Origin of the sequence: Enterobacter sp. SECR19-1250 (assembly GCF_013391025.1) — a bacterium.
Taxonomy (GTDB): domain Bacteria; phylum Pseudomonadota; class Gammaproteobacteria; order Enterobacterales; family Enterobacteriaceae; genus Enterobacter; species Enterobacter cloacae.
The window spans coordinates 1-26,394 of the sequence record NZ_JACASJ010000074.1 but is presented as its reverse complement, the minus strand read 5'-3'; the positions used below and the strand labels follow the sequence as shown (position 1 = coordinate 26,394).

Genomic DNA, 26,394 nt, shown 5'->3' with positions numbered 1-26,394 from the left:
TAATCAGCGAGTCAGCTTGGGAAGAAATGACCTGCTTATTCGCACCTTCCTTAACTTATCCCCTGTTCAGTTTGAACAGCCGGATATCTTTCAGACCATATCGTCTCTGTTGCAGAAATATAATCTTTCTCCTTCCCGGCTCATCCTTGAGGTCACGGAGAGCACTGCCCTTAAAAATCTCGACCGCAGTATCGAATTACTGAGTGCATTCAACCGAGCCGGGATCACCGTCTCTATTGATGATTTTGGCACCGGTTATTCTAATCTGCTTATGCTCAGTGTGCTTCCGGCAAAAGAGCTCAAAATCGACAAAAGTTTCGTGACGTCAATGCTGGAAAATGAGAAAAGCCGCAAGCTGGTGGAGACCATTATTAATATTGCCCGGACCATGGAGATGTATGTTGTTGCCGAAGGGATCGAAACAGAAGAGCAACGAGCGGTGTTAACAGAGCTCGGGTGTGATTATTTGCAGGGTTTTCTGTTCGCCAGACCTTTGCCTGCCGAACAGATCCCGTGGCTACTGCTACAGATTAATTCACAGAAACAGATTATACCAATTGGTAAAATTCATTCGGAATCCGCTTTTGTTTCACAAAAAAATCATGCTACACAGGGTTAACTGGAGTATGGTTCAGAGGAGTTCACGCGAGTCGATTCCGTCGTGATCGTCAGGCATATTGTGCCGATGTACAGGAATTCCTTATGTCGCAAAATTATTTTGATGCGCTGAATGTCATTAAAACCCCCGTGTGGCTGATCTCCCCCGTTTCTGGCCATATTATTTTTGCGAATACGGCCGCGGTTCAGGTGATGGGGGATAAAACGGTGGATGATCTGCGAAAAGGCGCTTTCTCAGCCAATGCGCAAGACGTGCTGTCGATGTATATCCCTGAGTTGAAAACGGACCAGGAGATTGTCGAGATCTGGACAGTCTGGCGCGACGGGCATGAAACCGCGTTGAGCTGTCGTCTTTCGCTGACCCACCATGCGCCGTACGGCGACATTATCGTTTTTGAAGGGATCTCACATCCGGCACCGACCGGGCGTAAAGCGAGCCGCTCCGCTACTTACCAGCGAAAAAAGCAAGGATTCTATGCTCGCTTTTTTCTGACAAACAGCGCCCCGATGTTACTGATCGACCCTGCTCGCGACGGCCAAATTGTTGATGCCAATCTCGCCGCGCTTAACTTTTATGGCTACTCGCACGAGGAGATGTGCAGCAAGCATACCTGGGAGATCAACACTCTGGGGCGCGATGTGATCCCAGTGATGAGCGAAATCGCCGCTCTGCCGGGTGGGCATAAGCCACTCAACTTTGTGCACCGCCTTGCCGATGGTTCAACCCGCCATGTTCAGACCTATGCCGGACCAATTGAGATCTACGGGGATAAACTGATGTTGTGCATTATCCATGACATCACCGAGCAAAAAAGGCTGGAGCTTGAGCTGGAACATGCCGCGTTACAGGATGCCATGACGGGCCTGCTCAACCGGCGACAGTTCTATATTATCGCTGAGCAAATGAATCTCACGCACCTGCCTCTACAGCAGCAATTCAGTTTACTGCTGGTGGATACCGATCACTTTAAGAATATCAACGACGTTTTTGGTCATCTGAAGGGGGATGAAGTGCTCATCGCACTTTCACGTACCCTGGAGGCCTGTAGCCGGAAAGAGGATTTCGTGTTCCGCTGGGGAGGCGAGGAGTTTGTCATTCTGCTGCCACGTACCTCTCTCGATACTGCAATGCAAATCGCCGAAACGATCCGGGCAGCGGTTGCCCGCATCTCGATCCCCGGCCTGCCGCGATTTACGGTCAGCATTGGCGTGGCGCGGCACAACCAGGATGAGAGTATCGACGATCTCTTTAAACGGGTAGATGACGCGCTTTATCGCGCCAAGAATGATGGCCGAAATAAAGTCCTGGCGGCATGAAACTGGTGTATTGGATAAAGCCCCGCTACAATGCCCATCTTGATGAAAAAGACTATGGGTGGGTATCGTCTGCAATGGGAAGAACAGAAATAATCCTCACCATAATAATTTTAATGCTTATTATTTTCGGATTCTGGTTTATCTTCAGCGGCGAGATCTGGTTAGTGGCGGAATATATTGAAAACAGCATTTACCCCACTTTCGACGCGCTGTAACGCACGTTTAATCCGTTGTTTCACCTACCGAAATCATCAGGTATCGGCCAACTCAACAGGCGCGTAAGATATGCGCCGTTATCCTCCATTATGTTGGTAACGAATTGCTAAATCACTTGCTTATTTTGCCCGTGCTCTGACGGGCTTTTTTATTTCCGACATTTGCGCTACACCAGGCTATATCTAAAACGTCGTTATCCATAAAAGTGAGAAAATGATGAGCAAGAAAATCCTGATGCTGGTGGGCGATTACGCCGAAGATTACGAAACCATGGTCCCTTTTCAGGCCTTACAGATGATTGGTCATCAGGTTGACGCCGTCTGCCCGGATAAAGCGAAGGGTGACTATGTCATGACCGCTATCCATGATTTCGACGGTGCTCAGACCTATAGCGAAAAACCGGGTCACCGTTTTATCCTCAATGCCGATTTTTCCGCCGTTAACGAGCAGGACTATGACGCCCTGCTGATCCCTGGCGGCAGAGCGCCTGAATACCTGCGGTTAAATGATGACATACTGAAGCTGGTGCAGGCATTTGATGCCGCGCACAAACCGATTGCGGCCGTGTGCCATGGCCCACAGTTGCTGGCCGCCGCCGGGATCTTAAAAGGACGAACCTGTAGCGCCTACCCGGCCTGTGCGCCTGAAGTGCGACTCAGCGGCGGCGAGTATGCCGATATCGGTATCGATCAGGCTCACGTTGATGGTAACCTGGTCACCGCGCCGGCCTGGCCTGCGCATCCGCAGTGGCTGGCGAAATTTGCGAAGTTGTTGGAATAGGCCTGCAAGGCAACCTGCTCTTTACATACGCTCTTCAAGCCAGACGATCGACCGCAACAAAAAAGCGTTCTTCCGTCAAAAGAGCACGCTCTTTAATGCTCTGAAACTCGCGCCGGATAAACCAGCCCGCTTCCGGCGCCATGCTCAGATAAAACACCTCACGAAAGCCCGGAGCTTCAACACGCATTCTTACACAACCCGTTTCTCCTGCACGGAAGAGCTGCTCTGGCACGATACTGACACTACGCTCGCCATTCTGCAGAAGGATAGTCGCTATCTCATAGCGGCAAATTCCGCTACTCAGGCTATAACCTAATGTGCTCAGATCGTGAAGATACTGACGTGATAACGTGACTTCAATGCTGGTGCCCGCAAACCACTCAATGATTTGCTGCGCCAGCCCCTCTAACCGCTCGCAGAATTCAACGATTTCAGCCTCAACTGAGGTGTTACCTGACGTTATGTTCTTGCTACTCTGTTGCACTTTTTTAAAGAAACGTTCTCTGGCTGACACGTTGTTGCCTCTGTTCATTTTCACACGGTTAAACCAGGATCTGCGCCCCCTGCGCTGACCGGCCATTTTTATCTTCCCGGAAGCTTCCTCGCCTTCTTAAACGAGGGAACCCTTTATAGCTATTCCGCCGTTTTTTGTTTCATCAGGGCATAACGGGCAATCAATTGCTGCAGATGCTGTTCTGTCTGGCTCTGCTGCGCAGCAGGCCACGGCTGGTTTTGAGGCCATTCTGCCAGCTGCCGCAGCCCTTCCTCTACCGGCACGGCACTGTTAAATGCCTGCATCATGGTAAACACCGCTGATTTCAGCTCGCTGACCGTCATGTACTTACCCCGCTGTTCATCAAGTGCGTTAAGCCGGTTCGCCAGTTGTTGCAATTGGGTCATTCCCTGATGCCAGCCAGTCAGATATGGCTGCGGAAGTGCAGCAACGTTAACCTGCTGCTGCCACTGTTGCGCCAGCGGTTTCGCCTCTTGCGGCCAAAGGATCAGCGCCTGCTGCACCAGGCTATCGCCGTAGCGCCATGCCCAGTCAGGTTTCAGTTCCCTAAGCTGTGCGAGCCGATTTTGCGTCTTGCTAAGCCCTGCCACGGGTGATAGTGACGCTTGTCGCAGCGCCTGCAACTGCGCTTTGGATAATTCGTCAGGTAAAGGCGCCAGAGTGGCATCGAGCTGTGTTTGAGCCGGGTCTGGTGTATGCATCGTCTGCCATCCCCATGCCACCGAGCTGGCAATCACCAGCATGGTCGCCATTCCGGCGACAAATGGCTTCCAGGGCTTCACCGGAGGCGGCGCGGTCATCACCTGTCTGTCCGGCAGCGGCTCCGGTTGCGCGACATAGACCCACCTGACGTGTTCTGCCGGGGTCGTAAAGCTGGCCGGGAGAACAGCACCGCCCGCCTCCTGCCCGCCCTCGCTGTTTTCCAGCCGTACCGCCGCGTTATGGACCAGGGTACGCAGGGCATCGAGCTGGCTGGCATGCCTCAGTTCAAGACGCTGCAATATGTCGCCCAGTGCGTTCAGGTGCTCTTCTGTCTGGTACAACTGGCTGAGGTCGGTACAGGTCAGCGTGAGGGTGCGCATCGTCTGTTGTAACCGTCTGCTGAGCGCGCTGATAATTTCCATACGCGCATGCACAGGCTGCGGCCAGATATTGCCCCCCTGGCGGGAGAGGAGTTCGTCCAGTATTGCCAGTCCTTCGTTCATGCCGTACAGACCGGCCAGATGCGTTCGGACGAGCGTATACCAGGCCGCGGTCTGCAGTTCCACCCCGTTGTGCTCAAACAGCGACAGACAGAGCTTTTCCGCCTGCGGCCAGTTGATGTCCGGTCGCGCCGGGTGGGTCAGTTTGTTCATTTCGTCACGCAGGGCGGCGTAATCCGCAAGCGTACGCGGGTCGCCGCCGGTTTTGAGGTGGCGTTCGAATTGTGTCGTCATGATGGTTTCAGCCTGAATAAAAATCAGAGTGCGGCGCGGGTATCAAGGTACTGCTGCTGTTTCAGGTGGCGGATTAACACCCTCCCCTCCGGCATAAATTCCGTACCGTAACGGACCAGACCGATGCCCTTCAGCTCCGCGTCGATGGCGTGGCGCAGTTCGCCGGGAATAGCCTGTTCAAGCAACACCACATCGATTCTCTTAAGCCGGGGCTCGTACTTAAGCAATACAGACGATAAGATCCCCATCAGTTCATGGGTCGTACCCGGCATCCCCTGCAGAATTTTGGTCATATCCGGGAGACCATAGTCCGGCAGGTGCGCCAGCGTACCGGCGCGGAGGTTGAGCACGCGCTGCATGTTATCAAGTACGGATAAAATCACCTGGTTCTGCTCACTGACCTGGTGCAGGCTCAGACCACCGGAAAAATTACCAGTCAGCATTTCATACAGCGATGGCGTGTTATGTCCCTGTGGCATCAGTCATCCTTTCGCGGTTGTAATGTCAGATGGTTATTCCCGGCTTCAAGAATGCGCGGTTTATCCGGATCGAGATCTTCACGTCTGAGCACCTGTTTCCAGGTGTTGTTAACCATATCCGGATGGCGGAACAGCCCGACCACCGCGACAAAATGCGCTTCTTCTTCCATCGGCATATCAAGGCTCACATCTCCGCCCGGCTTCACCACCACGTCACGGCTGGCCAGAAGATCCGCTTTAAGAATGGTCTCCCCATCCTTCAGCAACTGCTGATAGACCGTTTTGTCGAAGATCTTGCGGTCTTTCAGTTGATACACGCGGACTACCACCGGCTCAGACAGCGAGTTACTTTCGCGGGAATCGGTGTTCAACGCTTCACGGGCGGTGAAATCCAGATGCAGTACCTTAATTTTTTTATAAAACACAGCGTTAAATGCCGATTTAGTGCCATCAGTGATACCCTGCGTCATCCCGCAGCCCGTGAGGCTGAACGCCAGCAGTGCAGGCAGCCAGCACGCGGGTTTAATCAAAATCTTCCAGTAACGCCTGCTTTTCCATCGCCAGGGCCGTGAGCTGCGCCTTCATCCGGGTCAGCGTCTCCGGCACGGTGTCGAGGCTCATCCGCACGCGTGCCGAGGCGGTATCCAGCAGGTCAACCGCCTTGTCCGGTAGCTGACGGCCGGTCAGGTAACGACGGGAAAGGGTCACCGCCGCCCTGACCGCCTCATCGGTAATGTGCACACCGTGGTGCTGCGCGTAGCGGGATTTCAGCCCCCGCAGCATCAGGCAGGCGGTGTCGTCGTCCGGCTCGTCCACCTTCACCATCTGGAAGCGCCGCTCCAGTGCCGCGTCGCGCTCAAAATACTGCTTGTACTCGCTCCAGGTGGTGGCCGCGATGGTCCGCAGTTCGCCGCGGGCGAGCGCCGGTTTCAGCAGGTTGGCCGCATCCGCGCCGCCCGCCTGGTTACCTGCGCCGATAATGGTGTGCGCTTCGTCGATAAACAGCAGCACCGGGGACGGAGACTGCTGTACCGCATCAATGACGTTTTTCAGGCGCTGTTCAAACTCCCCCTTCACGCCCGCCCCCGCCTGTAACAGACCGAGGTCCAGCGTGCGCAGGCTCACCGTTTTCAGGGGTTCCGGTACATTCCCTTCGGCGATACGCAGCGCCAGCCCTTCGACCAGCGCGGTTTTCCCCACGCCCGGCTCGCCGACCAGAATCGGGTTGTTCTTGCGACGCCGCGAGAGAATATCCACCATCTGGCGGATTTCATTGTCGCGGCCGAACACTGGGTCGATTTTGCCCTCACGCGCGTTAGCGGTGACGTCAAGGGTGAACTTGTCCAGCGCGTTCTGCAGGGCCGGATTCAGTTCGCCCTCTTTCACCTCACTGCCGGACAGCGGCACGCTGCAGCCCTGCGTCAGCTCCTCTTCCTGCTGTACCTCTTCGCGCTCGTCTGACTGCGCATCCAGCAGCGGTCGCAGACGCTCAAGCTGGCTCACCCCCAGCGTCAGCAGCGGCCATAAGCCGTCGCAGCGCACCAGGCCCTGCCGGTCCACCAGCGCCATCAGCAGGTGAATGCTGCGTATCTGCTCTTCGCCTGCCAGCGAGGCGCGCAGCCACGCGTCCTGCATCAGGGTCTGAATACTGTCCGAAAGCTGCGGGCGGCTGCGCACTGAACGGGGCAGCTTCTCCAGAAAATTCAGCAAATCCTGCCAGATGGCGTCCATATCCCACTCGTAGCGGCGTGCCAGCACCGTCAGATCACCTTCCCCCTGTTCGAGCAGCTTCAACAGCCAGTGCTCGGGCAGGATTTCCGCATGGGCGCGGGTCTGGCAGAGCGACGCTGCGCCTTCCATCGCACGGGCGCAGTAGGGGTTCAGACGACGTAACAGGATGGCTGGATTTTCCATGAGACTCTCTCTTTATCAGTTCCGGACACGCTACCGCCCGTCGCTTTTCCTGTCATTCAGGAACCCAAAGCGCATAAGGTCGGGCAGGCAGATTGTGTTTTTCTTTGCTGAACGTCCGCGGTTACAGGCGTTCAGCAAAAACGGCGGACGGGAGAACCCGTCCGCACGAGACTCAGGCGGTGGCGCGTTCGTTCCAGGAATCGGAATGAATGATGTTGCCGTCCTTGTAGGTCCAGGTGATTTTTTCGTAGCGCAGCTCATTCTGCTCCAGATGGTTGTGCTTCTCGAAAGACGGATCCTTGATGTCATGCATCACCGGATTCACCTTCACCACCTTCACGTTTTCCAGTCTGGTGTTGAAGTACTCCACTTCCTGGCCGGCATCGTTGATTTTGTACCACTTGAATTCCGCAGATTTCAGGGTCTGGCCGGTGGTCACCGCCTTGTACAGATACGGGCTGGAGGAGTCGATCTCCTTGGTGAACAGGAACGGCGTGTGGATACGGGTGCCGGTCAGCTTGCCGGTGTTGTTGTCGGTCGGGATGTACAGGTTGTGTTCCTGCGCCACCACTTCGATGCTGCCTTCACGATCCTGAACGTCCACGGAACCTTTGATGTCCGCGCCGCCGTCGTCCTTCAGCCACAGATAAACAGGAATTGCCATGTTAATTACTCCATTTCATTTTTTGAGACGCCATCATCCTGCGATGGCGCGGGTGTGTTGCCCGGCAGCTGACAGGCATTCGCCTGCGGCACCAGACTGATTTCGACACGGCGGTTCAGCGCCCGGCCTTCCGCCGTGTCGTTGGTGGCGACAGGACGGCTTTCGCCGTAGCCCTGCACCGCAAAGCAGCTCTCCGGCACGTCGCCGGTGTCGCGCATCCAGTCGCGCACAGACTCCGCACGCTTAAGCGACAGCACCTGGTTGGACGCGTCATCGCCCGTGCTGTCGGTATGACCCGCTATCACAATCAGCCAGCCGGGCTTCGCTTTAATTCCCACCAGCGAATTCACCAGCAGCTTCGTGGTGCCGGATTTCAGCGCCCATTTGCCGGTGTCGAACAGCGACATGCTGTCGAGGCGGATGATTTTCGGCGCGACCTTTTCTACAGGCTTCGTTGGAGGAGGTGGTGGTACATACGAACGGATCGCTTCCAGCACCGGTATTCGCAGACGTACTCCCCGATAAAGCCCCAGGCCCAGCCGGGCCGGTACACCATTGCGTGCATGCTCATCCAGCAGCGCCGCATCCTCGCGCAGCACCTGTACGGCGCTGGCTTTCGGACCGTAATCATCCATGGCGATGCTGTTGTAACGGACAATATCGAAGCTCACGCGTTGCAGCAGCTGTCGGTTGTTCCAGCCACTGCTGAGCAGTGCAGCAATGGCCGCCAGCGTGAAAATCCCGAGCGCACAACGCCAGGTGCGCTCACGCGGTGTCGGGCCCCGCCCTTCCGGCAGTAATGGCAGAATAAAATCCGGGAACAGGGAGATGACCGTACTGTCCGTTCCCACCGGCTGCCAGCCAGACACCTGCTGCATCGCGGTGTGACGGGAAAGCCACGTCGTCCAGGCCGATGTGGCCAGGCTTCCGGCCAGGATCGGTCCCATTCCCCACAGCACCGCAACAGGTGCAATGACCGGCACATCTGGGTTCTCATCCATAAAAACGGCCTGTACATGCTGACGGAACCAGTTCATCAGACTATTCATCAGCACCTGTTGCTGCACCGCAGGCGTTCCGCCGGAGGTAACCCATTCAGCAACAGAACCAGGGGCTGAAGATTCACGCCAGACCCTCACCCCTTCTCCCGGGAAAACCGCCTGCCAGAACATGTCATTCGTCATCGCGCTGCCGACCTGACCATTCAGCACCAGCGGCACAGAGTGACCGGTTGCTTTACGCAGTTGACTGATGTGCCAGCGCAGGGTCAGCAGTCGACTGGTCAGGGCTTCGCTGTCAGGGTGCTGCTGCGGGCAGACGCTGACCATCACCGACAGCTGACGTCACCAGTCAGGACGTAACCACAGTATCTGACGGGCGACCTGCGCCAGATCATGATGATCCTCCACGCGGATCCAGCATCCCTGCGTGACAGTGAGTACCGGTGACGAATGTGGCCAGGCCAGAGGCAGATCGCCACAAACCAGCACTACGGGCTGACGGTAAGTGGCGTCAGGCAGGTCCTCCAGGCGCAGGGTGACATCATGCTGTTCACGGCGACGGGCGACAGTCCGGAACGCCAGGATAACCCCCAGTACCACCAGCAGAATGAGCACAGAAACCCACCTGGATACCGGCAGAAAACTCAGGCAGACCACGGCACTTAGCAGGACGGCCCACAACGCCAGCCCGCGCTGTTGTGCAGGACTCATTTCACGGCCCCCGGTAAAAGGGTTAGCAGCAACTGGTCCAGCCAGCGATCCAGTCCCCACCAGAGTGCAGCGACCACTATCACGCTCAGACCAATACGTACGGGCCATGACGCCAGCCAGCCGCCCATGATTCCCCGCCCGGTATGACTTTCCGCCAGTACGGGGTGGGACTGTGGATAGCTGAACGGCGTGACATATTCACTGAGTGCGTTGACAAGTTTCTGGCGCTCCGGGTCATTCAGTGAGCGGTAACTGCCGAGAAAACCCAGCATCATGACCCGCTGGAAGCAGGTCACGACAGCGTGGTCAGGCGCCGGTTCACGCAGCACATCGCGCATCCGATCGCACAGCGTGTCGCCGGCGTCCATAGTGCCGAGGAAGTGCCCCTGCAGGGGAATGTCATACCACTGCACACAGGCGTCATCTTCCACACCACGACCTTTCACCGCCTCATCGAGCAAGGCGCACTGTGCAGTAAGAATATGCTGACAGCTGGCTTCATCGAGTTCGCTCGCTTTCAGCTCACGCTGCACACGTTCGACATCAGCAATACAGCGCTCCCACAGCGTGCGCCCTTCGCCCGCCTGAAACGTCGGACCGTGACGCAGGCTGATCACCTGCAGCCAGGTGTCCTGCAGCAGGGCATCAATATCAATGGCCGCGGCAGTGCCGCGTTTACGCTCACTCATGTTCTCAACACCGCAAAGAGTTCAAGTTCAGGCTCGCCGAGCATGCCCGGAACGTAAAACATGCAGGTACCGCCCTGAAGCATTTCAGTGGCCTGAGGATGAGAGACATCAAGACTGAAATACTGATTTTCCAGACGTAACGGAATGGCTGCCGGTACATGGCGCAGCGGCGTCAGAGGCACGCCGACCCGCGATGAATTGACGATACTTCTGACATGATCGGGGCTGCCGACCTTGCACTGGCGCGGGAACTGCTCCTGCAGTTGTGCCACCGGTACCGTTGAACGCACCGAGAGGTAGTAATCAGCCCCTTCACGCAGACGTGGGTCATGCAGACGGGCCTGCCAGAAGTGAAGCCGGGCATCATGCTCAAGCTCAATCGCTACCACCCGCGACGGCAGGCTGGCTTCGAGCAGGTCACCCAGTAAATCAAACAGCGGCGGGAATACGTTATTCTGTTGCTCGTGCTGCCAGACCGGGATCGCACTCACCTGATGCTCCAGCGAGAAAGTCAGCAGACTGCCCGCCAGGCGTGCCAGTTCCGGATACAGACGCTCCGGCGGGCTTTGCGGGTGGCGCTGAAACTGTCCGAGCACGGGTTCTGCGCTGTTAAGGGCATTGAGCAGCCAGAACAGGGACACGTCGGCCACGGCAAAATCGGCCATCCGCTCATTACTTTCCCGGCGCATGGCCATCAGCCGACTCAGGCGTACACGTAGCTGGCTCATCAGCTGTTCCAGCTGGGTCATCAGCCAGCGACTGCCCTGCAGAGCCAGCAGTGGCGGAAGAAACGTCTCATCCAGTAACCATGCCCCCTGCGAATCCTGATGCAGGCGGGCAACCGGGCAGGTCAGATAATCGCTGTTGTCCTGACAGGCAAACCGTAGCGTCAACTCAGGTTTCATCACCGCAATCTGGCGGGTATCGTCCCCATAAGCGTTGCGGATATCCCGCCAGCGCTGGCGATAGCGAACAGGGCGTTCGGCCACCGCATCGGGTGTAAGACAGTTGCCGCCATTCGCCCGCAGCAGCGGGAGGGCCAGCACCACCATCGCATCCTGTGATCCACTCTCAAGCGCCAGCACCGGTGGCAGATCGTCGGCATTATCAGTGTCGATAAGCGTCCCGTCAGGGAAACGAATGTGCAGATGACGAGCCTGCAGGCGGCCCAGTTTCAGTGCATCCGGTTCGAAAGTGGCATCAATCACTCCCCAGGGATGGGAGAGACCTAACCGGGCGATGCATTCCGCAGACCAGGCCGCATACGCGGCCTGTTGCTGGAAGTGCTGGGGAGAGACCATCTGGCCCCTGCCCCATAACGGTTGTTCCGTTTTCATTGGCTTCCTGCCTTAACTTACGCTTTCGCTTTCGGCATCTGGCTCACCAGCGACAGGTTCACGTCCATGCCTTCCACCTGGAAGTGCGGCACCGCGAACAGCTTCACGCGGAAGAAGCCCGGGTTGTCCTCAATGTCTTCCACCACCACCTTCGCGTCGCGCAGCGGGTGTGAGGCCTGTAGTTCGTCGCCCGGATCGGTCATTTCGGTCACCAGACTGCGTACCCATGTATTGAGTTCCAGCTCCAGCAGACGGCGATCTTTCGTCGTACCGATATTTTCGCGCTGAATAAGTTTCAGATAATGCGCAATGCGCGACAGCAGGAAGATATACGGCAGACGGGCATTGATGCGGCTGTTGGCAGTGGCATCGGCGGTATCGTACAGCGCCGGTTTCTGCGCCGAGTTTGCCGAGAAGAAGCAGGCGTAATCACGGTTCTTGTAGTACGACAGCGGTATAAAGCCCAGGTTAGCGAATTCAAACTCGCGGGTTTCCGGGATCATCACCTCTGACGGGATCTTCACCTGGTTGCCGGTACCCAGATCGTACAGGTGGATCGACAGGTCTTTCACGGCCCCACCTGCCTGCGGGCCACGAATTTGCACGCACCAGCCGTTATTGATGAAGCTCTTCACCATGTTGGAGGCGAAGGAGAAAGATGCGCTTGTCCACAGGTATTTTTCGTGGTCCGGACCTTTCACCTGCTCAACATAGTTGAAACTGCGCACCGGCACCGTGTCCGGACCGTAAGGCAGACGCCCCAGCACGCGCGGCATCACCAGGCCGATATAACGGGCATCGTCGGTGTCGCGGAAGGATTTCCATTTGATGTATTCGGCACGGTCAAAGTAGTTACCGATGTCCTTAATCGCGGCCACCTCTTCCATCGATTCCTTGAGGAAGAATTTCGGCCCGACGGCACCGATAAACGGCATATGCGCGGCGGCAGAGACTTTCGAGATATTGCGCAACAGCGCCACGTCCTGCGGACTTGCGTCAAATTCGTACGCTGAAATAACCGAGCCAATCGGCTCGCCGCCCGGGGTGTCGTATTCAGCGGTATAGGTGTGCCAGTACAGGCCGCTCTGGATAAGTTCCGGCGCATCTTCAAAGTCCTGGCGCAGATCCTCTTTTGACACATCCAGAATTTCCGTTTTCACGTTCTGGCGGTAGTCGGTGTTGTCCACCAGCTGCTTCAGGCCGCGCCACAGGGATTCCACTTTCTGGAATTCTGCATGATGCATCACCGCATCCAGCTGGCGGCTGATTTGGAAATCCAGCTCTGCAATATGGTGGTCAATCAGGGTTTTATCGAGTTTTTCCACTGGCTGGCCGGATTTGCGGATGCAGTCCATAAATACCTGCATTGCCGCGGTCAGGCGCTCACCTGCCGGAGCATCAGACAGTGCGGCGTCGTCCAGAAACACATTGATATCGCCCAGGCTTGTGGCCGGGGTCAGGTTGATTTTGTCGAACAGGGAGGCGTAGACGCTCTCTTTTTCCAGCACAGTGGTCTGCCCCTGCGCGGAGCCATTTTCAGTATTAACAGACATCAGCATTCTCTCGTTTAATCCATTAAAAGACGCGCCCGTTTTTATTTCGGGGCCAGGGCACTCATTTCGTTACGTAATTCCTGAGACAGCGCCGGGTCCTTAAGAATTTTCTCGAGTTCTTTTCTGAAAGTGGCGTTATCCAGCAGATTGGACTTGAGGTCACGTAATAAATTACGCATCGCCAGCATGGCACGAAGCTGAGGAATTTGTCGGGCCACCTGTTCGGGTTCAAAATCTTTCATATCTGAAAAGCGCAGCGTCACATTCTCTTCCGTACGCTCACCCGCCAGCGTATTCGGAACCGTCATATTGACCTCCAGGTTAAATTCCGAAAGTACACTGTTGAGGTTATTTTTGTTGACGTTAATTTTCTTTCTTTCAGATAATGGTCGGCTCTCTTTACCGTTACTGAAATCACCGACAGTGAGTAATTTAAGGGGTAGCTCAACTTTCTTCTGCGCCCCTCCGGTATGCAATGCAAGTTTTAAATTAATGCGTGCCTTAGGCACTTCGTTCTGGAACGTATCAGCCATAGCAGTCCCTTTCCTTAAGGAATGTTTGTTGAAGTTAACGACGTTTCTGAATAAATCGATATTAGAGCAAAACGCTACAATAGATCAACCACCCGGGATCAAAGGCCAAATTAAGACATTCCTTAAGAATTTTACTCTATAGAAATAAAATATGGTTTTGCAGCATGCCTTTTCATAAAGAAATATCAACCACAACTCCGAAAATAGTCAGCATTAGTGGCTATTTCTGTGAAAAAATGAAGTTCCATATCCAAACAAAGCAACGTTATTGATTTAAATCAATACGAGAGAAAATATCTACAGCGCCACCTAATAATATGACCCGCATCAATGTTTACACGCTTCCGTAAGACGCGACACCCATTAAAAAATCCAATAGTGGACAGTTTTTTTAACGAGATGCAATATATTCAAAATATGAATATTTCGCTTAATTTAAAAAAACAGAGCAATACCCAGCGCTGTAAAACACAGTATCAATGCTGCGCCATCTTCACGATCTAGAATGAACAGAAAAGCGCTGGCACGTGATATCGGGCCAGCGCAGTATCAGGAGGGAAAATAAATTAGCGGACTCTCGTTTTTCAGTGCTTCACAATATACATCGTACGGCTGTACGCCACGTCTTCAGGATTATTGATCGGATATCCCTTCACCCAGGGTTTAATCAGACGTCCGTTGGTGTACTGGTAGATCGGCGCAATTGGCGCTTTTTCCGTGAGGATCTTCTCCGCCCGGTTGTAATCCGCATTACGGGCTTCTGCGGTGGTTTCCAGCGTCGCCTGATTGATAATCTTATCGTAAGCCGGGTCGTTAAAGCGGGAGATATTGCCGCTATGGGTTGATGTCAACAGCGACAGGAAGGTCGATGGCTCGTTGTAGTCCCCGACCCAGGACGCGCGGATCACATCAAAATTCCCTGTGTTTCGGCTATCGATATAGGTTTTCCACTCCTGGTTTTGTAGTTTGACGTCTACTCCCAGGTTCTTCTTCCACATCGAAGCCACCGCAATCGCGATTTTCTGATGGTTCTCTGAAGTGTTATACAGCAGGGTCAGCTTCAGTGGACGCTGAGGGCCATACCCCGCCGCCTGCAGCAAGGTTTTGGCCTGCGCGTTTAGCTCCTGCTGCGACATCTGCTCAAATGGCGATGTCTCTGGCGTGAAACCTGCCGTCACATCAGGCGTGAAATGCCAGGCTGGTTTTTCTCCCGTACCTAACACTTTCTCCGCCATAATCCGGCGATCGATGGTCATACTCAGCGCCAGACGCACGCGGGAATCGGCGGTCGGGCCCTTTTGCGTGTTAAATGCATAGTAATACGTTCCCAGCTGCGGCGGCGTGTACACCTGTCCAGGAATATCCTTGAGCAGTTTTTGATACAGATTTTTCGGGAACGACTCGGTGATATCAATATCACCTGCCAGGTAGCGTTTGGTGGCGGAAGACTCCTGGTTGATCGGAATAAACGTCACTTTTTGAAGAACAGTTTTCGCGTTATCCCAGTAGTGGGTATTCGGCACAACGACCAGCTTCTCATTCACCACACGATCTTTCAGCACGTAGGCACCATTGCCCACCAGGGAGCCCGGACGCGTCCACTCTTTACCGCTTTCGACGTTCGCTTTCTGAACCGGATAGAACGCGAAGTTTGCCGTCAGGTTGCTGAACCACGGCAGCGGTTTATCGAGCTGAACGCGTAACGTTCTGGCATCCACCGCCGTTACCCCCAGCGTATCGGGCGCCGCTTTGCCATCAATAATCGCCTGAGCGTTGTTAATGCCTGCCAGAGCAGCAAACCAGGCAAACGGCGAGGTGGTTTTCGGGTCAACCAGACGCTGCCAGCTGTAGACAAAATCCTGCGCCGTGACCGGCGTGCCGTCAGACCATTTTGCATCATCACGCAGGGTAAATGTCCAGATGCGGTTATCGTTACTCTGCCAGCGCGTCGCCACGCCCGGCGTCAACTCCCCTTTCTCATTCTGATTAACCAGGCCTTCAAACAGATCGCGAATCACCTGAATCTCGGGTAGCCCCACGGCCTTGGCCGGGTCCAGTGACGCGGGTTCGTCTTTGATGTGTCTGACCAGTTCCTGTTTTTGCGCCAGCACCGTCCCCTTTGGCACATCAGCAGCGTAAGAAAATGACGATAGCCCGCAAAGGCACAGTGCAGAAAAAAGCAGCGAAACAGGATGCTTCATGAGATCCCCTTTAGAAATCGGTAATACGCGAATGCGTAATTATTTGTTTCGAAACGGCGAAATGCAAATACCTTAAGCCGGAAAGGTGATATCTGGCAATCTTCGTTCTTCGATGAAACTATTTGATTAAACGTGGGTTTTGCACAACACTGCGAGTAAGCACTTCTTTATCAGGATTTCCTATGGCAGTTACCCGACCAAGAACAGAACGTGGCGCTTTCCCGCCAGGCACCGAACATTATGGCCAGTCTTTCTTAGGTGCACCGCTGATCTGGTTTCCCGCACCGGATGCCGATCGTCATAGCGGCCTGATTATTGCGGGCACGCACGGCGATGAGAACTCCTCGATCGTCACCCTCTCCTGCGCGTTACGCACCCTTGCACCGACACTACGCCGGCATCATGTGATCCTGACCGTCAACCCGGATGGCTGTCAGCTTGGGCTGCGGGCGAATGCGAGAGGGATAGACTTAAACCGCAACTTCCCGGCGGCCAACTGGCGCGCCGGTGAAACGGTCTACCGCTGGAACAGCTCGGCTGAAGAGCGTGACGTGGTGTTACTGACGGGAGAAAAACCCGGCTCAGAGCCAGAAACACAGGCGCTCTGCCAGTTAATCCACAAAATCCACCCCGCATGGGTTGTCTCATTTCACGATCCGCTGGCCTGTATTGAAGATCCCCGTCACTCCGCACTGGGGCAGTGGCTTGCCGATGCCTTCGCCCTGCCTCTGGTCAGCAGCGTCGGTTATGAAACCCCGGGGTCATTTGGTAGCTGGTGCGCAGATCTGGACTTGCACTGCATCACCGCTGAATTCCCCCCAATATCTTCCGACGAAGCCAGCGAAAAATACCTGAAAGCGATGGTAGATCTTCTGCGCTGGCAGCCTCAGAGATGAAGCACTCCGCTGGTGAAGGTGAGCGCAGGCGAAACGTCAACCGCCAGCCAGGTCGGGCCATCGAGATCGGCAAACCGGACCTGATTCACCAGCGGTAGCGCCGCATTAATCGCCCGGGAAGTACAGAGCATGCATCCCAGCATCAACGTAAACCCCTTCGCCTGTGCCTGCGACGCCAGCGCCAGCGCCTCGGTCAGCCCACCGGTTTTATCGAGTTTGATATTCACCATCTCATAGCAGCCCGCTAAACCGTCGAGACTGTCGCGGGTATGGCAGCTTTCATCGGCGCAGATCGGCAATGGGTGGATAAAGTTCTTCAATGCCACATCATCCTGTACCGGAAGCGGTTGCTCCAGCATAGCCACACCCAGATCGGCCAGCAGCTGGCAGCGCGCGGCCAGCCCTTCCGGGTGCCATGACTCGTTGGCGTCGACAATCAGCGTGGCGTCCGGCACCGCCGCGCGAATGGCGACCATGCGTTCACTGATTAAGCGATCGTCGAGTTTCACCTTAAGCAGCGTGGCACCAGCCTCAAAGAGCGCTTTTGCGCTGGCAGCCATCTGCTCCGGCTCGCCAATCACCACCGTTTGCGCGGTAACCACTTTCTCCGGAAGCGTCACGCCAACCAGCGACGGTAAGGATATCTGCTGCCTCGCCGCCTCAAGACTCCACAGCGCACAGTCAATTGCATTACGGGCCGCCCCGGCAGGTAAACGCTGCTGTAACGCCTCACGCGTCAACCCGGTTTGCAGGTCAGGTACCAGGGTCATAATTTGCGCCATCACCGAGGCAAGGCTTTCTCCGTAGCGAGGATAAGGCGTGCATTCACCAACCCCTTTAACCCCTTCTTCTTCTATTTCGACCACTACCACGCAGGCTTCACTTCGGCTGCCACGAGAGATCACAAACGGGGTATGCAATGGCCAGGCTTCTTCATAGACCTTAACGCTTCTCATCACTGACTCCTTGCAGCCCGGTAAGGCGAAAAAATTGGTTTGCCGTGTTATCCGCTGATGGCATACACTAGCCTCGACGTTAACTATATGTAAACAGGAAGATATCTATGTCACAACTCGTTCATTTCCAGGGCAACCCGGTTGCTGTAGCAGGTTCCATTCCTCAGGCTGGCAGCAAAGCGCAGGCTTTTACTCTGGTGGCTAAAGATCTGTCTGACGTCACACTGAGCCAGTTTGCTGGCAAACGCAAAGTACTGAACATTTTCCCAAGCATTGATACCGGCGTCTGTGCCGCATCCGTGCGCAAATTCAACCAACTGGCCACTGAAATGGACAACACCGTGGTGCTGTGCGTTTCAGCAGACCTGCCATTCGCGCAGTCCCGTTTCTGCGGTGCTGAAGGTCTGAGCAACGTCATTACCCTTTCAACTCTGCGCAGCCCGGATTTCCTGGAAAAATACGGCGTTGGCATTGCTGAAGGCCCACTGAAAGGCCTGGCGGCGCGTGCCGTGCTGGTAATCGATGAAAACGATAACGTCGTGTTCAGCGAACTGGTCAACGAAATCACCACCGAACCTGACTACACCGCTGCGCTGGAATCACTGAAAGCCTGATTATTTACAGGCATTTTATAAAGCTTAGCAATGTAATGAAATAAAAGGTTTATTTAAGAATAGACCTTGCTTTCCAAACCTCGCCGATGCGGGGTTTTTTTCTTGCCTCAACAGCTGAATCGTTAAAGCAAAAACGTTCTAAAATCACATATATCATGAAATAAAAACGTTCCATTCTCACCATAACGAGATCGCTAACACATAATAAAGGTTTAAAAACCGCAATTTCTCCGCCAGTGAAGCCCGTCATATTTCCCTTCTCGCCTAAACATTAGATTTGCTTACGTGATAAAAAATCGTTTCAGCAAAAGGGATTAAATATGAAGATTAAACTGGCTTTTACGGTCCTTGCGGTACTGATATCTGGACATGCCGCCGCTAAAACCTGGGTGCTGACAAGCGCTGAAAGCGGCGTGGAGAAAGGAAACTGGAAAATTTCCAGCGATGAGCTGAAGTTCAAGGGACAGCCTTTCAGCATCGAGCAAAAAGTCCTGCATGGTGGCAAGCAGGAAGGCAGCAAAGTAATCGTTATCAGCAGCAAAAATGGTCTGACAATTACCCTCAGCCCGACGCGTGGGATGAATCTACTGCATGTCGAAGGCTTTGGTACCCGAATGGGGTGGGATTCGCCTGTCAAAGAGGTGGTGAATCCGGCCTATATCAATCTGGAAAGTCGAAACGGACTTGGCTGGCTGGAAGGTTTCAACGAAATGATGGTTCGTTGCGGCTATGAATGGACAGGCCACCCGGTCACGGCTGACGGTCAGATTTATACCCTGCACGGCAAGGCGGGAAATACGCCTGCGTCGCAGGTGGAAGTCGATGTTGCTGATGCCGCACCGCATGAAATTCGCATTCGCGGATTAATCAAAGAGAGCACGTTTAAAAAAGCAGATCTGCAGACGATGACCGAACTGCGTTACGTACCGGGCAGCAACCAGTTCAGCCTGCATGATGTTCTGACTAACCATGCTGATTATCCTCATGATTATCAGATTATCTATCACAGCAACTTTGGTACCCCAATCCTCGAAGAAGGTGCCCGCTTCCTTGCGCCAGCTGCCAGCATTGGTCCTTTCAATGACTATGCCAAAGCGGGTCTGGATAACTGGCAAACCTATGCTGGCCCCACTCAGGGCTTTGATGAAATGGTCTTCAATATCAAACCGCTCGCGGATAATAATCATGAAACCCTGGCGGCAGTGGTCAATAAAGCGGGAGACAAAGGTGCGTCAATTCAGTTCGACACGCGGCAGTTGCCTGTCCTGACCTTATGGAAAAATACCGATACGCTCAAACAGGGCTATGTCACGGGTATTGAGCCGGGTACCAGCTACGCCTATCCCGTCACCATTGAACGCGAGCAGAAACGCGTTAAGCAGCTACAACCTGGCGCCAGCACGCAGTTCGACCTGACCTATACCCTGCTTCACAGCAAGGAACAGGTGAAAGAGGTTGAACAGAAAATTGCGGGGATTCAGGGAGAGACAAAAGTCGAGGTAGTTACCACGCCTCTGGCGAAAGAGTAAGTGCAAAAAAAAGCCTCTTTACAGAGGCTTTTATCGTTATTCGTCACCCTTCTTGTGGTTGAGTCCATATTCACGAAGCTTATTCGCAATCGCGGTATGGGATACCCCCAGGCGTTTTGCCAGCTTACGCGTGCTTGGGTAGCTGCGATAAAGCTGCGTCAGCACGGAACGTTCGAAACGGCTGGTAATATCATCCAGCGAGCCTTCCATCGCCTCTTCGCCCACCGATACCGTTCCGGCATCGTAATCCGGCAACAGGATATCCTGTGGACGCAACTCGTACCCTTCCAGCTGCGTCAGCGCACGATAGACGGCGTTTTTCAGCTGACGAATATTTCCCGGCCAGCCGTAGCGCGTCAGCACCGTACCCAGATCGGCTGACAGTTTCGGACGCGGCACCCCCTGCTCGTCGGCGAAGCGTGCCACAAACAGCTCCGTCAGCGGAATGATATCTTGCGGACAATCGCGCAGCGGCGGAATGTTTAGCGTCAACACGTTCAGTCGATAGTAGAGATCTTCCCGGAACATCCCTTTCTGTACCAGCTCAACGAGGTTTTTCTGGGTGGCACAAATCACGCGCACATCCACGTGAACTTCGTGATCCTCCCCTACGCGACGGAAGGTCCCATCGTTCAGGAAGCGCAGCAGTTTGGCCTGCATGCGCGGCGACATTTCGCCAATTTCGTCCAGCAGCACGGAACCGCCGTTCGCCTGCTCGAAGAAGCCTTTTTTGCCTTCCGGGGCGTGGCCAAACAGCTCGCTTTCGACCGCATCCTCAGGAATAGAGGCACAGTTCAGCGCCAGATACGGTTTTGCCGCGCGTGGGCTGGCAAGATGCACGGCGTGGGCCAGCAGATCCTTCCCGGTCCCGGTATCGCCGGTAATCAGCAGCGGCGCGGTCAGGCTGGCGAGCTTACGGGCCTGATCGACCACATGACGCATTTTCGGGCTGACGGCAATGATCTGGCTGAACGCTCCCACATCCTGGCTGGAGAGATTTTGCAGCTGACGGCCCATCCGCACGGTAGAGCGCAGCATGATAACGGCCCCGGTCAGTACGCGAGTGTCGTTCTCTCCTTTCAGGTACACCGGTGTAATCTCCATCAGGAAATTCTGCCCGTTGATCACCACATGCTCGCTATGCGTATTTTGCGGGTTGCTGTCCAGCCAGCGCTGGAAATTAAACCCCGGGATCAGCTGCGCGGCATGGTGATGAGTGAGCTTGTCCTGGCTCTGGGCGAACAGCTGGCAGCTCGCATGGTTTACCCGCTCGACTTTGCTTTTCAAATCCAGTGACAGAAAAGGCTCTGGCATGGCTTCAAGCAAGGCGCTCAATGCGAGGTGCTCACGCTCAGACGGCATCCAGGGAATGGTGCGTACATCCGTAACGCCAGCGATACGGCGGATTTCAGCCATCAGGCTGCTAAAAGTATTAAATTCAATTTCGGCAAAATTGAGGTAAATTCGCCCGACAGGATCAATCTCAATGCCACGTAAATCAATGCTACGTAAAACAAGGAGATCGAGTAACTCGCGGGTCAGACCGAGACGGTCTTCACAGAAGACTTCAAGACGCATGGGAAATTCACCGTTTTAAGCCAATAACCTTAAAATGATATGTCAGAACACGGTGATGCGGAAGATGGCTGTCAAGAAAGATTGACAGCCAGCACGATAAGTAAACAAACCGGTTACTGAACCGGTTTTTTATTGAGCGTCTCTTTGAGCTGCCCAATCAATTCACGACGAAAATCGCCCAGGCGCGGTTTATCTCCGTCGATCCACGGCAGTGGTCGGCAGACTTGCATCGCTTTAATGCCCAGACGTGCGGTTAACAACCCTGCCCCAATTCCCTGCGCGGCACGCGCTGAGAGACGGGCCGCCAGATCCTGCGACATCCAGTCCATGCCGACTTCGCGCACCAGCTCACTGGCACCTGCAAAGGCGATGTTCAGCAACACCAATTTAAAGAGCCGCAGCCGGCTGTAGTAGCCAAGCTCAATACCGTAAAGACTGGCGATACGGTTTATCAGGCGCAGGTTACGCCAGGCGATGAACGCCATATCCACCAGCGCCAGCGGACTGACCGCGATCATCAGCGTTGATTCCGCCGCAGAGCGGCTAATCTCGCGCCGCGCCTGAGCATCCAGCACAGGCTGCACCATATGCGAGTAGAGCGTCACCACCTCCCGGTCATTTTGCGTTTCGTGAATGGCGGCATACCAGCGCTGCAGTGCCGGGTGCGACTGATCAATCCCCGCCTGCGCCGCCAGCTTTTCGCAGAATGCCCGGCCCTTTCCGGTACCGTGGCTGTGCAGCAGATCGCGTGCCTCATCCCGTTCATGCGCACGCTGCCTCAGCCACCACAGTCGACGCCACTCGGTGACAACCGACCCTACGCCAGCCCCCACGATCAACGCCCCCGCAGCACAACCGCCCAGCGCCACCCAGTCCTGGGTTTGCCAGGCGTTGATACCCCATTGCACGCCTTGTCCCACCACGCTTACGCCGAAGAGCGCCAGCCCGGCCGTGACCATCTTACGCCACAGGCTACGTTTCGGACGTAAAGCCGCCTCAACGACCGCTTCCGCCTGGCCCTCCTCAACGGACGGCTCGTCAGTCAGGGCCGGCGCAAAATGTTCTGCCTGCTCGCCGCTGAACGTCTGCGCCGTTTTAAAGGCCTCCTGCTGCGCCTGCTCAAGCGTCCCGGTAAAATCAATGCGGGGTTTTAACGGTTCCGTCATCGCAATTTATCTCCAATCAAAAACTCCAGCGCCGCATCCAGACGAATGTGCGGTAATGGCTGATCGACGGTCATGACCTGTGGGCGGAAGGCTTCAAACTGGAAGCCCTGACTCTGCCAGAATGCCTGCCCCGGAAGGCGTGCAGGCACTTCGCCCGGATACACGGTCAGCGGTTCGCCGTCGCTGAGGCGATTCCCGCGCAGGGCCGGGATTTTCTCGCCGTTAAGATCAATCAGCCCACTTTGCGTCGCCTGTACGGAAGCCAGCCCAAGACAATCCATGCTGATCCCTTCGAACGCCGCATTTTGCCAGGCGTCCTGCACCAGTTGCTGCAACAGCGACACCATGTTGGCATGCTGATCAACCGTTACGTGATCGGCTTTGGTGGCCGCAAACAGCAGTTTGTCGATCACCGGGGAAAAGAGGCGGCGAAACAGCGTACGCTGTCCGTAGTGAAAACTTTGCATCAGTTGCGTCAGCGCCAGGCGCATATCGTTGAAAGCCTGCGGCCCGCTGTTGAGCGGTTGCAGGCAGTCCACCAGTACAATCTGACGATCGAAACGTAAAAAGTGGTTTTTATAAAAACCTTTCACCACTTTTTCACAGTAGTAGTTGTAGCGCTCGCGCAGCATCCCGGCGTTGGTGTGCTTGTCTGCCTGCGCCAGCTTTGCCTCTCCCACGCCATCCACGTCGGGCCACGGGAAGAACTGCAGCGCAGGCGCACCCGCCAGGTCGCCCGGCAAAACAAACCGTCCTGGCTGGATGAAGTGCAGCCCTTCCTGTTTGCACTGATGCAGATAATCCGTCCAGGCTTCGGCAATCGCCGCCAGGCGGTTCTCATCTGCGGGTGCCAGCGGATCTAATCCTGCGCATAACTGCCGCCATTTTGCCGACCACTCCGCGCGGTGACCCTGTAACAAACCGGTCATTTGTCGCGACCAGCTGAGATAATCCTGCGCCAGCATGGGTAAATCGAGCAGCCATTCGCCCGGGTAATCCACAATCTCCAGATAGAGCGTGGAGGTATCCTTGAAGTGGCGCATCAATGATTCATTGGAACGAAAACGCAGCGCGAGACGGATTTCACTCACCCCTCTCGTGGGTGTCGGCCACGCGGGTGGGTCACCGTAAAGCTGTGCCAGCCCTTCATCATAGGTAAAGCGAGGGATACCGAAATCGCGCTGGGGGACGCGCTTAACGCCCAGCAGACGCTCTTCCCGCACCGCACTGAGCAGCGGCAGGCGTGCCCCGGCGTGCAGGTTCAGCAGCTGGTTAACCATCGCCGTGATAAACGCCGTTTTGCCACTGCGGCTAAGCCCGGTGACCGCCAGACGCAAATGGCGATCGACGCCGCGGTTCACCAGAGAGTTGAGTTCGTTTTTAAGTCGCTTCATCGCCGTCCTTCGTCGCTGGAAGCCTGGAATGACTTGCTTCAGAATACAGTAAATGGGGGCAGATCGTTGATTATCAATTCATAATTATTGCTATTGCCGTTTTTTCTCCAGTAAGATGAACGACATTGCCGTCCCGGAGTGAGTAAGGTGTATGTCACCCACCATCTATGATATTGCGCGCGTTGCTGGTGTTTCTAAATCAACCGTGTCCAGAGTGTTGAATAAACAAACCAATATTTCTCCTGAAGCGCGGGAGAAAGTGCTGAAGGCGATTGAAGAGCTAAATTATCAACCAAATAAACTTGCCCGTGCTCTGACCTCATCTGGCTTTGACGCCATTATGGTGATTTCCACCCGCTCAACAAAAACCACTGCCGGTAATCCTTTTTTCTCCGACGTATTGCACGCCATAACCGCCAAGGCGGAACAGGAAGGGTTTGATGTTATTTTGCAAACGTCAAAGAGCAGTGAAGATGACCTGCTAAAATGCGAAAGCAAAATAAAGCAGAAAATGATCAAAGGGGTCATTATGCTGAGTTCGCCTGCCAATGAATCCTTTTTCTCACGGCTCGATATGTACGGTGTGCCGGTAGTCGTAATCGGTAAAGTTGAAGGCGACTTTCAGAATATTTACTCCGTCGATACCGACAATTTTCGTGACAGCGAGATGCTGACCGACACGTTTATTAAAAACGGGCGGAAAAAAATTGCCTGTCTGCATGCGCCACTCGATTATCACGTGTCTATTGATCGTCTCGCGGGTTATAAAGCCAGCCTGGAAAAGGCGAATATTGCTGTTAACCCGGACTGGATCATTGATGGCGGTTATACCCACGAGAGCGCACTTTCAGCGGCCATTACGTTGTTGTCTTCTTCCACCCCACCGGATGCGGTATTCGCCACCGACAGCATGAAATTGCTGAGTCTTTATCGCGCTGCGGATGAGTTAAATTTGATGCTACCTGAGCAGGTTGCCGTGGCGGGTTACAGCGACCCGATGCTCTCCCTGATTCTGACGCCTGCGCCAGCTGGATTTGATATTCCCACCCGCAAGCTGGGCGAAGAGAGCTGCGACCTGCTTTTCAGGCGTATCTCCGGTAAACCCGCCCCGCATAAGGTGCTGATTGAAACCCACTTTTCGTTCGCTGATTCTCTTCGCTAAAACCAGGGGCTGATAGCCCCTGGTGAACAGCCGATCAGAAGGCGTAATTCACGCCCACGCCCGCATAGTGGAATCGATCGCTTTCGCCTTCATCGTGGTTTTCCCATTCATAGGCATACTCCAGCGTCATTGAAAGACCGTTATTGAAATCGTAGGCATAAAGCAGGCCCAGACGGTTGAAATCATGCCCTTCACGCTCAGGATCGTCTTGCCAGTCCCAGTTTGACCAGCGGTCGAGCCCCAGGCGGGTATACGGCGTCAGCGTGGTATTGCCTAATGAAATGGGTAAATAGGCGCGGATCTCCTGCGTTGAAAACTCACCGTTATTACGTGAACTGTCCATATTAAAACCGCGCTCTAAATAGTAATTCACTTTTGCCGCGAAGGTTTCATTAATGGTCCAGGTAAAGCCCGTTTCTGTTTCAACGCGACTGTCGGCATAACCCGTTTTTTCCAGGTCGTTGGCAAACTGATACATGGCAAACCAGCCGCCGAAACGCCAGTCATCGCTTAACTTAATATCCCAGTCTGGTTGTATTTTGTAGCGCTGCATATTCGCGCTACCGTCTTTCGCGCCGTGTTCATCTTTGAAATGATAACCGTAATTACGGAAGCCGCCGGTCAGGCCGAGGGTAAAATCATCGGTTCCAATAAAACGATAGCGCAGCTCGAATTCGGGACGATCAAAATAGGTCCCGCGGGTCATACTGCTGTAATCAACGGGGCCTTCCGGATACATGGCAAGGGAAATCGTCCACGCATCCCATGTGGCGTTAAACCACACCGAGGGCTCATATAATCCGTCTTTATCATCCCCCTGACCTTCGACGTTTTCAATTTCATACATGGCACCTATATTAAAATTCCAGTGTGGTGCCGGTTCTGAGGCGTGTGCGTAGCTAACCCCTGCGCATAGAATAAGCGCAGCACTTCTTAGTAGAGTACTCATTAAAATATTCCTTTATAATGGACAAACAAAAAAACCGGAAATTAATATTTCCGGCGAACATTTTTATTATCTGATTGCCGCTTCTGTTTCCGCGTCAAAAAAATGACACTTATTCATATCAAACTGAATGCCGGTAATGACTCCAACTTATTGATAGTGTTTTATGTTCAGATAATGCCCGATGACT

24 protein-coding genes and 2 pseudogenes are annotated in these 26,394 nt (G+C 54.5%); 8 read left to right on the top strand and 18 right to left on the bottom strand.

Annotated features, from left to right (window positions below):
- The 4 genes from HX884_RS17875 to HX884_RS17860 all read left to right on the top strand — a co-directional run.
- A partial coding sequence (locus HX884_RS17875) for an EAL domain-containing protein (protein WP_178328563.1) occupies positions 1-619 on the top strand: 619 nt, incomplete at its 5' end.
- Positions 620-702: 83 nt separating this feature from the next.
- On the top strand, positions 703-1,935 hold the full coding sequence (locus tag HX884_RS17870; protein WP_047351693.1) for a sensor domain-containing diguanylate cyclase: 1,233 nt from the start codon (positions 703-705) through the stop codon (positions 1,933-1,935).
- The gene (locus tag HX884_RS27665; RefSeq protein WP_047023104.1) at positions 1,932-2,150 is read left to right on the top strand and encodes an Ecr family regulatory small membrane protein; all 219 of its coding nucleotides are present in this window, start codon (positions 1,932-1,934) and stop codon (positions 2,148-2,150) included. Before HX884_RS17870 ends, HX884_RS27665 begins: the two co-directional genes overlap by 4 nt.
- A 217-nt stretch (positions 2,151-2,367) precedes the next feature.
- Complete coding sequence (locus HX884_RS17860; protein WP_178328562.1) at positions 2,368-2,931, top strand: DJ-1/PfpI family protein; 564 nt, start codon at positions 2,368-2,370, stop codon at positions 2,929-2,931.
- Positions 2,932-2,965: 34 nt separating this feature from the next.
- Here HX884_RS17860 and HX884_RS17855 read toward each other — a convergent pair whose 3' ends face one another.
- The 12 genes and pseudogenes from HX884_RS17855 to HX884_RS17800 form a co-directional block, all read right to left on the bottom strand.
- Positions 2,966-3,445: a hypothetical protein gene (locus tag HX884_RS17855; RefSeq protein ID WP_013096446.1), complete on the bottom strand. Its 480-nt coding sequence runs from the start codon at positions 3,443-3,445 to the stop codon at positions 2,966-2,968.
- A 119-nt stretch (positions 3,446-3,564) separates the two neighbouring features.
- On the bottom strand, positions 3,565-4,881 hold the full coding sequence (locus tag HX884_RS17850; RefSeq protein ID WP_178328561.1) for a VasL domain-containing protein: 1,317 nt from the start codon (positions 4,879-4,881) through the stop codon (positions 3,565-3,567).
- Between the two features lie 23 nt (positions 4,882-4,904).
- Positions 4,905-5,360: a type VI secretion system baseplate subunit TssE gene (gene tssE / locus HX884_RS17845; RefSeq protein WP_178328560.1), complete on the bottom strand. Its 456-nt coding sequence runs from the start codon at positions 5,358-5,360 to the stop codon at positions 4,905-4,907.
- On the bottom strand, positions 5,360-5,890 hold the full coding sequence (tssJ, locus tag HX884_RS17840; protein WP_178328559.1) for a type VI secretion system lipoprotein TssJ: 531 nt from the start codon (positions 5,888-5,890) through the stop codon (positions 5,360-5,362). Before tssJ ends, tssE begins: the two co-directional genes overlap by 1 nt.
- A gap of 1 nt (position 5,891) precedes the next feature.
- A pseudogene (locus tag HX884_RS17835) lies at positions 5,892-7,274 on the bottom strand (AAA family ATPase); the annotation flags it as partial.
- A 172-nt stretch (positions 7,275-7,446) separates the two neighbouring features.
- Entirely contained in the window at positions 7,447-7,938 is a 492-nt protein-coding gene (hcp, locus tag HX884_RS17830) for a type VI secretion system effector Hcp (RefSeq protein WP_178328558.1), read from the bottom strand.
- A 5-nt stretch (positions 7,939-7,943) separates the two neighbouring features.
- A pseudogene (locus tag HX884_RS17825) lies at positions 7,944-9,650 on the bottom strand (OmpA family protein).
- On the bottom strand, positions 9,647-10,339 hold the full coding sequence (tssL, locus tag HX884_RS17820; protein ID WP_047023093.1) for a type VI secretion system protein TssL, short form: 693 nt from the start codon (positions 10,337-10,339) through the stop codon (positions 9,647-9,649). The pseudogene HX884_RS17825 and the gene tssL overlap by 4 nt, the downstream one beginning before the upstream one ends.
- Positions 10,336-11,676, bottom strand: coding sequence for a type VI secretion system baseplate subunit TssK (gene tssK, locus HX884_RS17815; RefSeq protein ID WP_048970886.1), 1,341 nt, complete (start codon positions 11,674-11,676; stop codon positions 10,336-10,338). The genes tssL and tssK overlap by 4 nt, the downstream gene beginning before the upstream one ends.
- 17 nt (positions 11,677-11,693) lie before the next feature.
- Positions 11,694-13,229, bottom strand: a complete 1,536-nt coding sequence (tssC, locus tag HX884_RS17810) for a type VI secretion system contractile sheath large subunit (protein WP_178328557.1) — start codon at positions 13,227-13,229, stop codon at positions 11,694-11,696.
- A 41-nt stretch (positions 13,230-13,270) separates the two neighbouring features.
- On the bottom strand, positions 13,271-13,762 hold the full coding sequence (gene tssB, locus HX884_RS17805; RefSeq protein WP_178328556.1) for a type VI secretion system contractile sheath small subunit: 492 nt from the start codon (positions 13,760-13,762) through the stop codon (positions 13,271-13,273).
- 584 nt (positions 13,763-14,346) lie between these two features.
- Entirely contained in the window at positions 14,347-15,963 is a 1,617-nt protein-coding gene (locus HX884_RS17800; protein ID WP_029883682.1) for an ABC transporter substrate-binding protein, read from the bottom strand.
- Between the two features lie 182 nt (positions 15,964-16,145).
- On the opposite strand from HX884_RS17800, the gene mpaA reads away from it, so the two are divergent.
- The gene (gene mpaA, locus HX884_RS17795; protein WP_013096425.1) at positions 16,146-16,859 is read left to right on the top strand and encodes a murein tripeptide amidase MpaA; all 714 of its coding nucleotides are present in this window, start codon (positions 16,146-16,148) and stop codon (positions 16,857-16,859) included.
- Here mpaA and ycjG read toward each other — a convergent pair.
- The gene (gene ycjG, locus HX884_RS17790) at positions 16,850-17,815 is read right to left on the bottom strand and encodes an L-Ala-D/L-Glu epimerase (protein WP_178328555.1); all 966 of its coding nucleotides are present in this window, start codon (positions 17,813-17,815) and stop codon (positions 16,850-16,852) included. The genes mpaA and ycjG overlap by 10 nt on opposite strands.
- Positions 17,816-17,922: 107 nt before the next feature.
- Between ycjG and tpx the strand changes: the two genes are divergently transcribed.
- Positions 17,923-18,429 carry a thiol peroxidase gene (gene tpx / locus HX884_RS17785; RefSeq protein WP_013096423.1) on the top strand — a complete coding sequence of 169 codons (507 nt, stop codon included), beginning with the start codon at positions 17,923-17,925 and terminating at the stop codon, positions 18,427-18,429.
- A gap of 49 nt (positions 18,430-18,478) precedes the next feature.
- On the opposite strand, the gene HX884_RS17780 is transcribed toward tpx, so the two are convergent.
- Complete coding sequence (locus tag HX884_RS17780) at positions 18,479-18,679, bottom strand: hypothetical protein (RefSeq protein WP_141237441.1); 201 nt, start codon at positions 18,677-18,679, stop codon at positions 18,479-18,481.
- Between the two features lie 70 nt (positions 18,680-18,749).
- On the opposite strand from HX884_RS17780, the gene HX884_RS17775 reads away from it, so the two are divergent.
- Positions 18,750-19,958 (top strand): aldose 1-epimerase family protein, encoded by a 1,209-nt coding sequence (locus HX884_RS17775; RefSeq protein ID WP_178328554.1) that lies wholly within the window; start codon positions 18,750-18,752, stop codon positions 19,956-19,958.
- Between the two features lie 36 nt (positions 19,959-19,994).
- Here HX884_RS17775 and tyrR read toward each other — a convergent pair whose 3' ends face one another.
- The 3 genes from tyrR to HX884_RS17760 all read right to left on the bottom strand — a co-directional run bounded on the left by tyrR (position 19,995) and on the right by HX884_RS17760 (position 24,096).
- Positions 19,995-21,536, bottom strand: coding sequence for a transcriptional regulator TyrR (tyrR, locus tag HX884_RS17770; RefSeq protein ID WP_013096421.1), 1,542 nt, complete (start codon positions 21,534-21,536; stop codon positions 19,995-19,997).
- Between the two features lie 113 nt (positions 21,537-21,649).
- Positions 21,650-22,702: a YcjF family protein gene (locus HX884_RS17765; protein ID WP_178328553.1), complete on the bottom strand. Its 1,053-nt coding sequence runs from the start codon at positions 22,700-22,702 to the stop codon at positions 21,650-21,652.
- The gene (locus HX884_RS17760) at positions 22,699-24,096 is read right to left on the bottom strand and encodes a YcjX family protein (RefSeq protein ID WP_013096419.1); all 1,398 of its coding nucleotides are present in this window, start codon (positions 24,094-24,096) and stop codon (positions 22,699-22,701) included. The genes HX884_RS17765 and HX884_RS17760 overlap by 4 nt, the downstream gene beginning before the upstream one ends.
- Positions 24,097-24,247: 151 nt before the next feature.
- On the opposite strand from HX884_RS17760, the gene HX884_RS17755 reads away from it, so the two are divergent.
- Complete coding sequence (locus tag HX884_RS17755) at positions 24,248-25,258, top strand: LacI family DNA-binding transcriptional regulator (protein ID WP_013096418.1); 1,011 nt, start codon at positions 24,248-24,250, stop codon at positions 25,256-25,258.
- A gap of 34 nt (positions 25,259-25,292) precedes the next feature.
- Here HX884_RS17755 and HX884_RS17750 read toward each other — a convergent pair whose 3' ends face one another.
- Positions 25,293-26,207, bottom strand: coding sequence for an OmpG family monomeric porin (locus tag HX884_RS17750; RefSeq protein ID WP_178328552.1), 915 nt, complete (start codon positions 26,205-26,207; stop codon positions 25,293-25,295).
- Between the last annotated feature and the right edge of the window lie 187 nt (positions 26,208-26,394).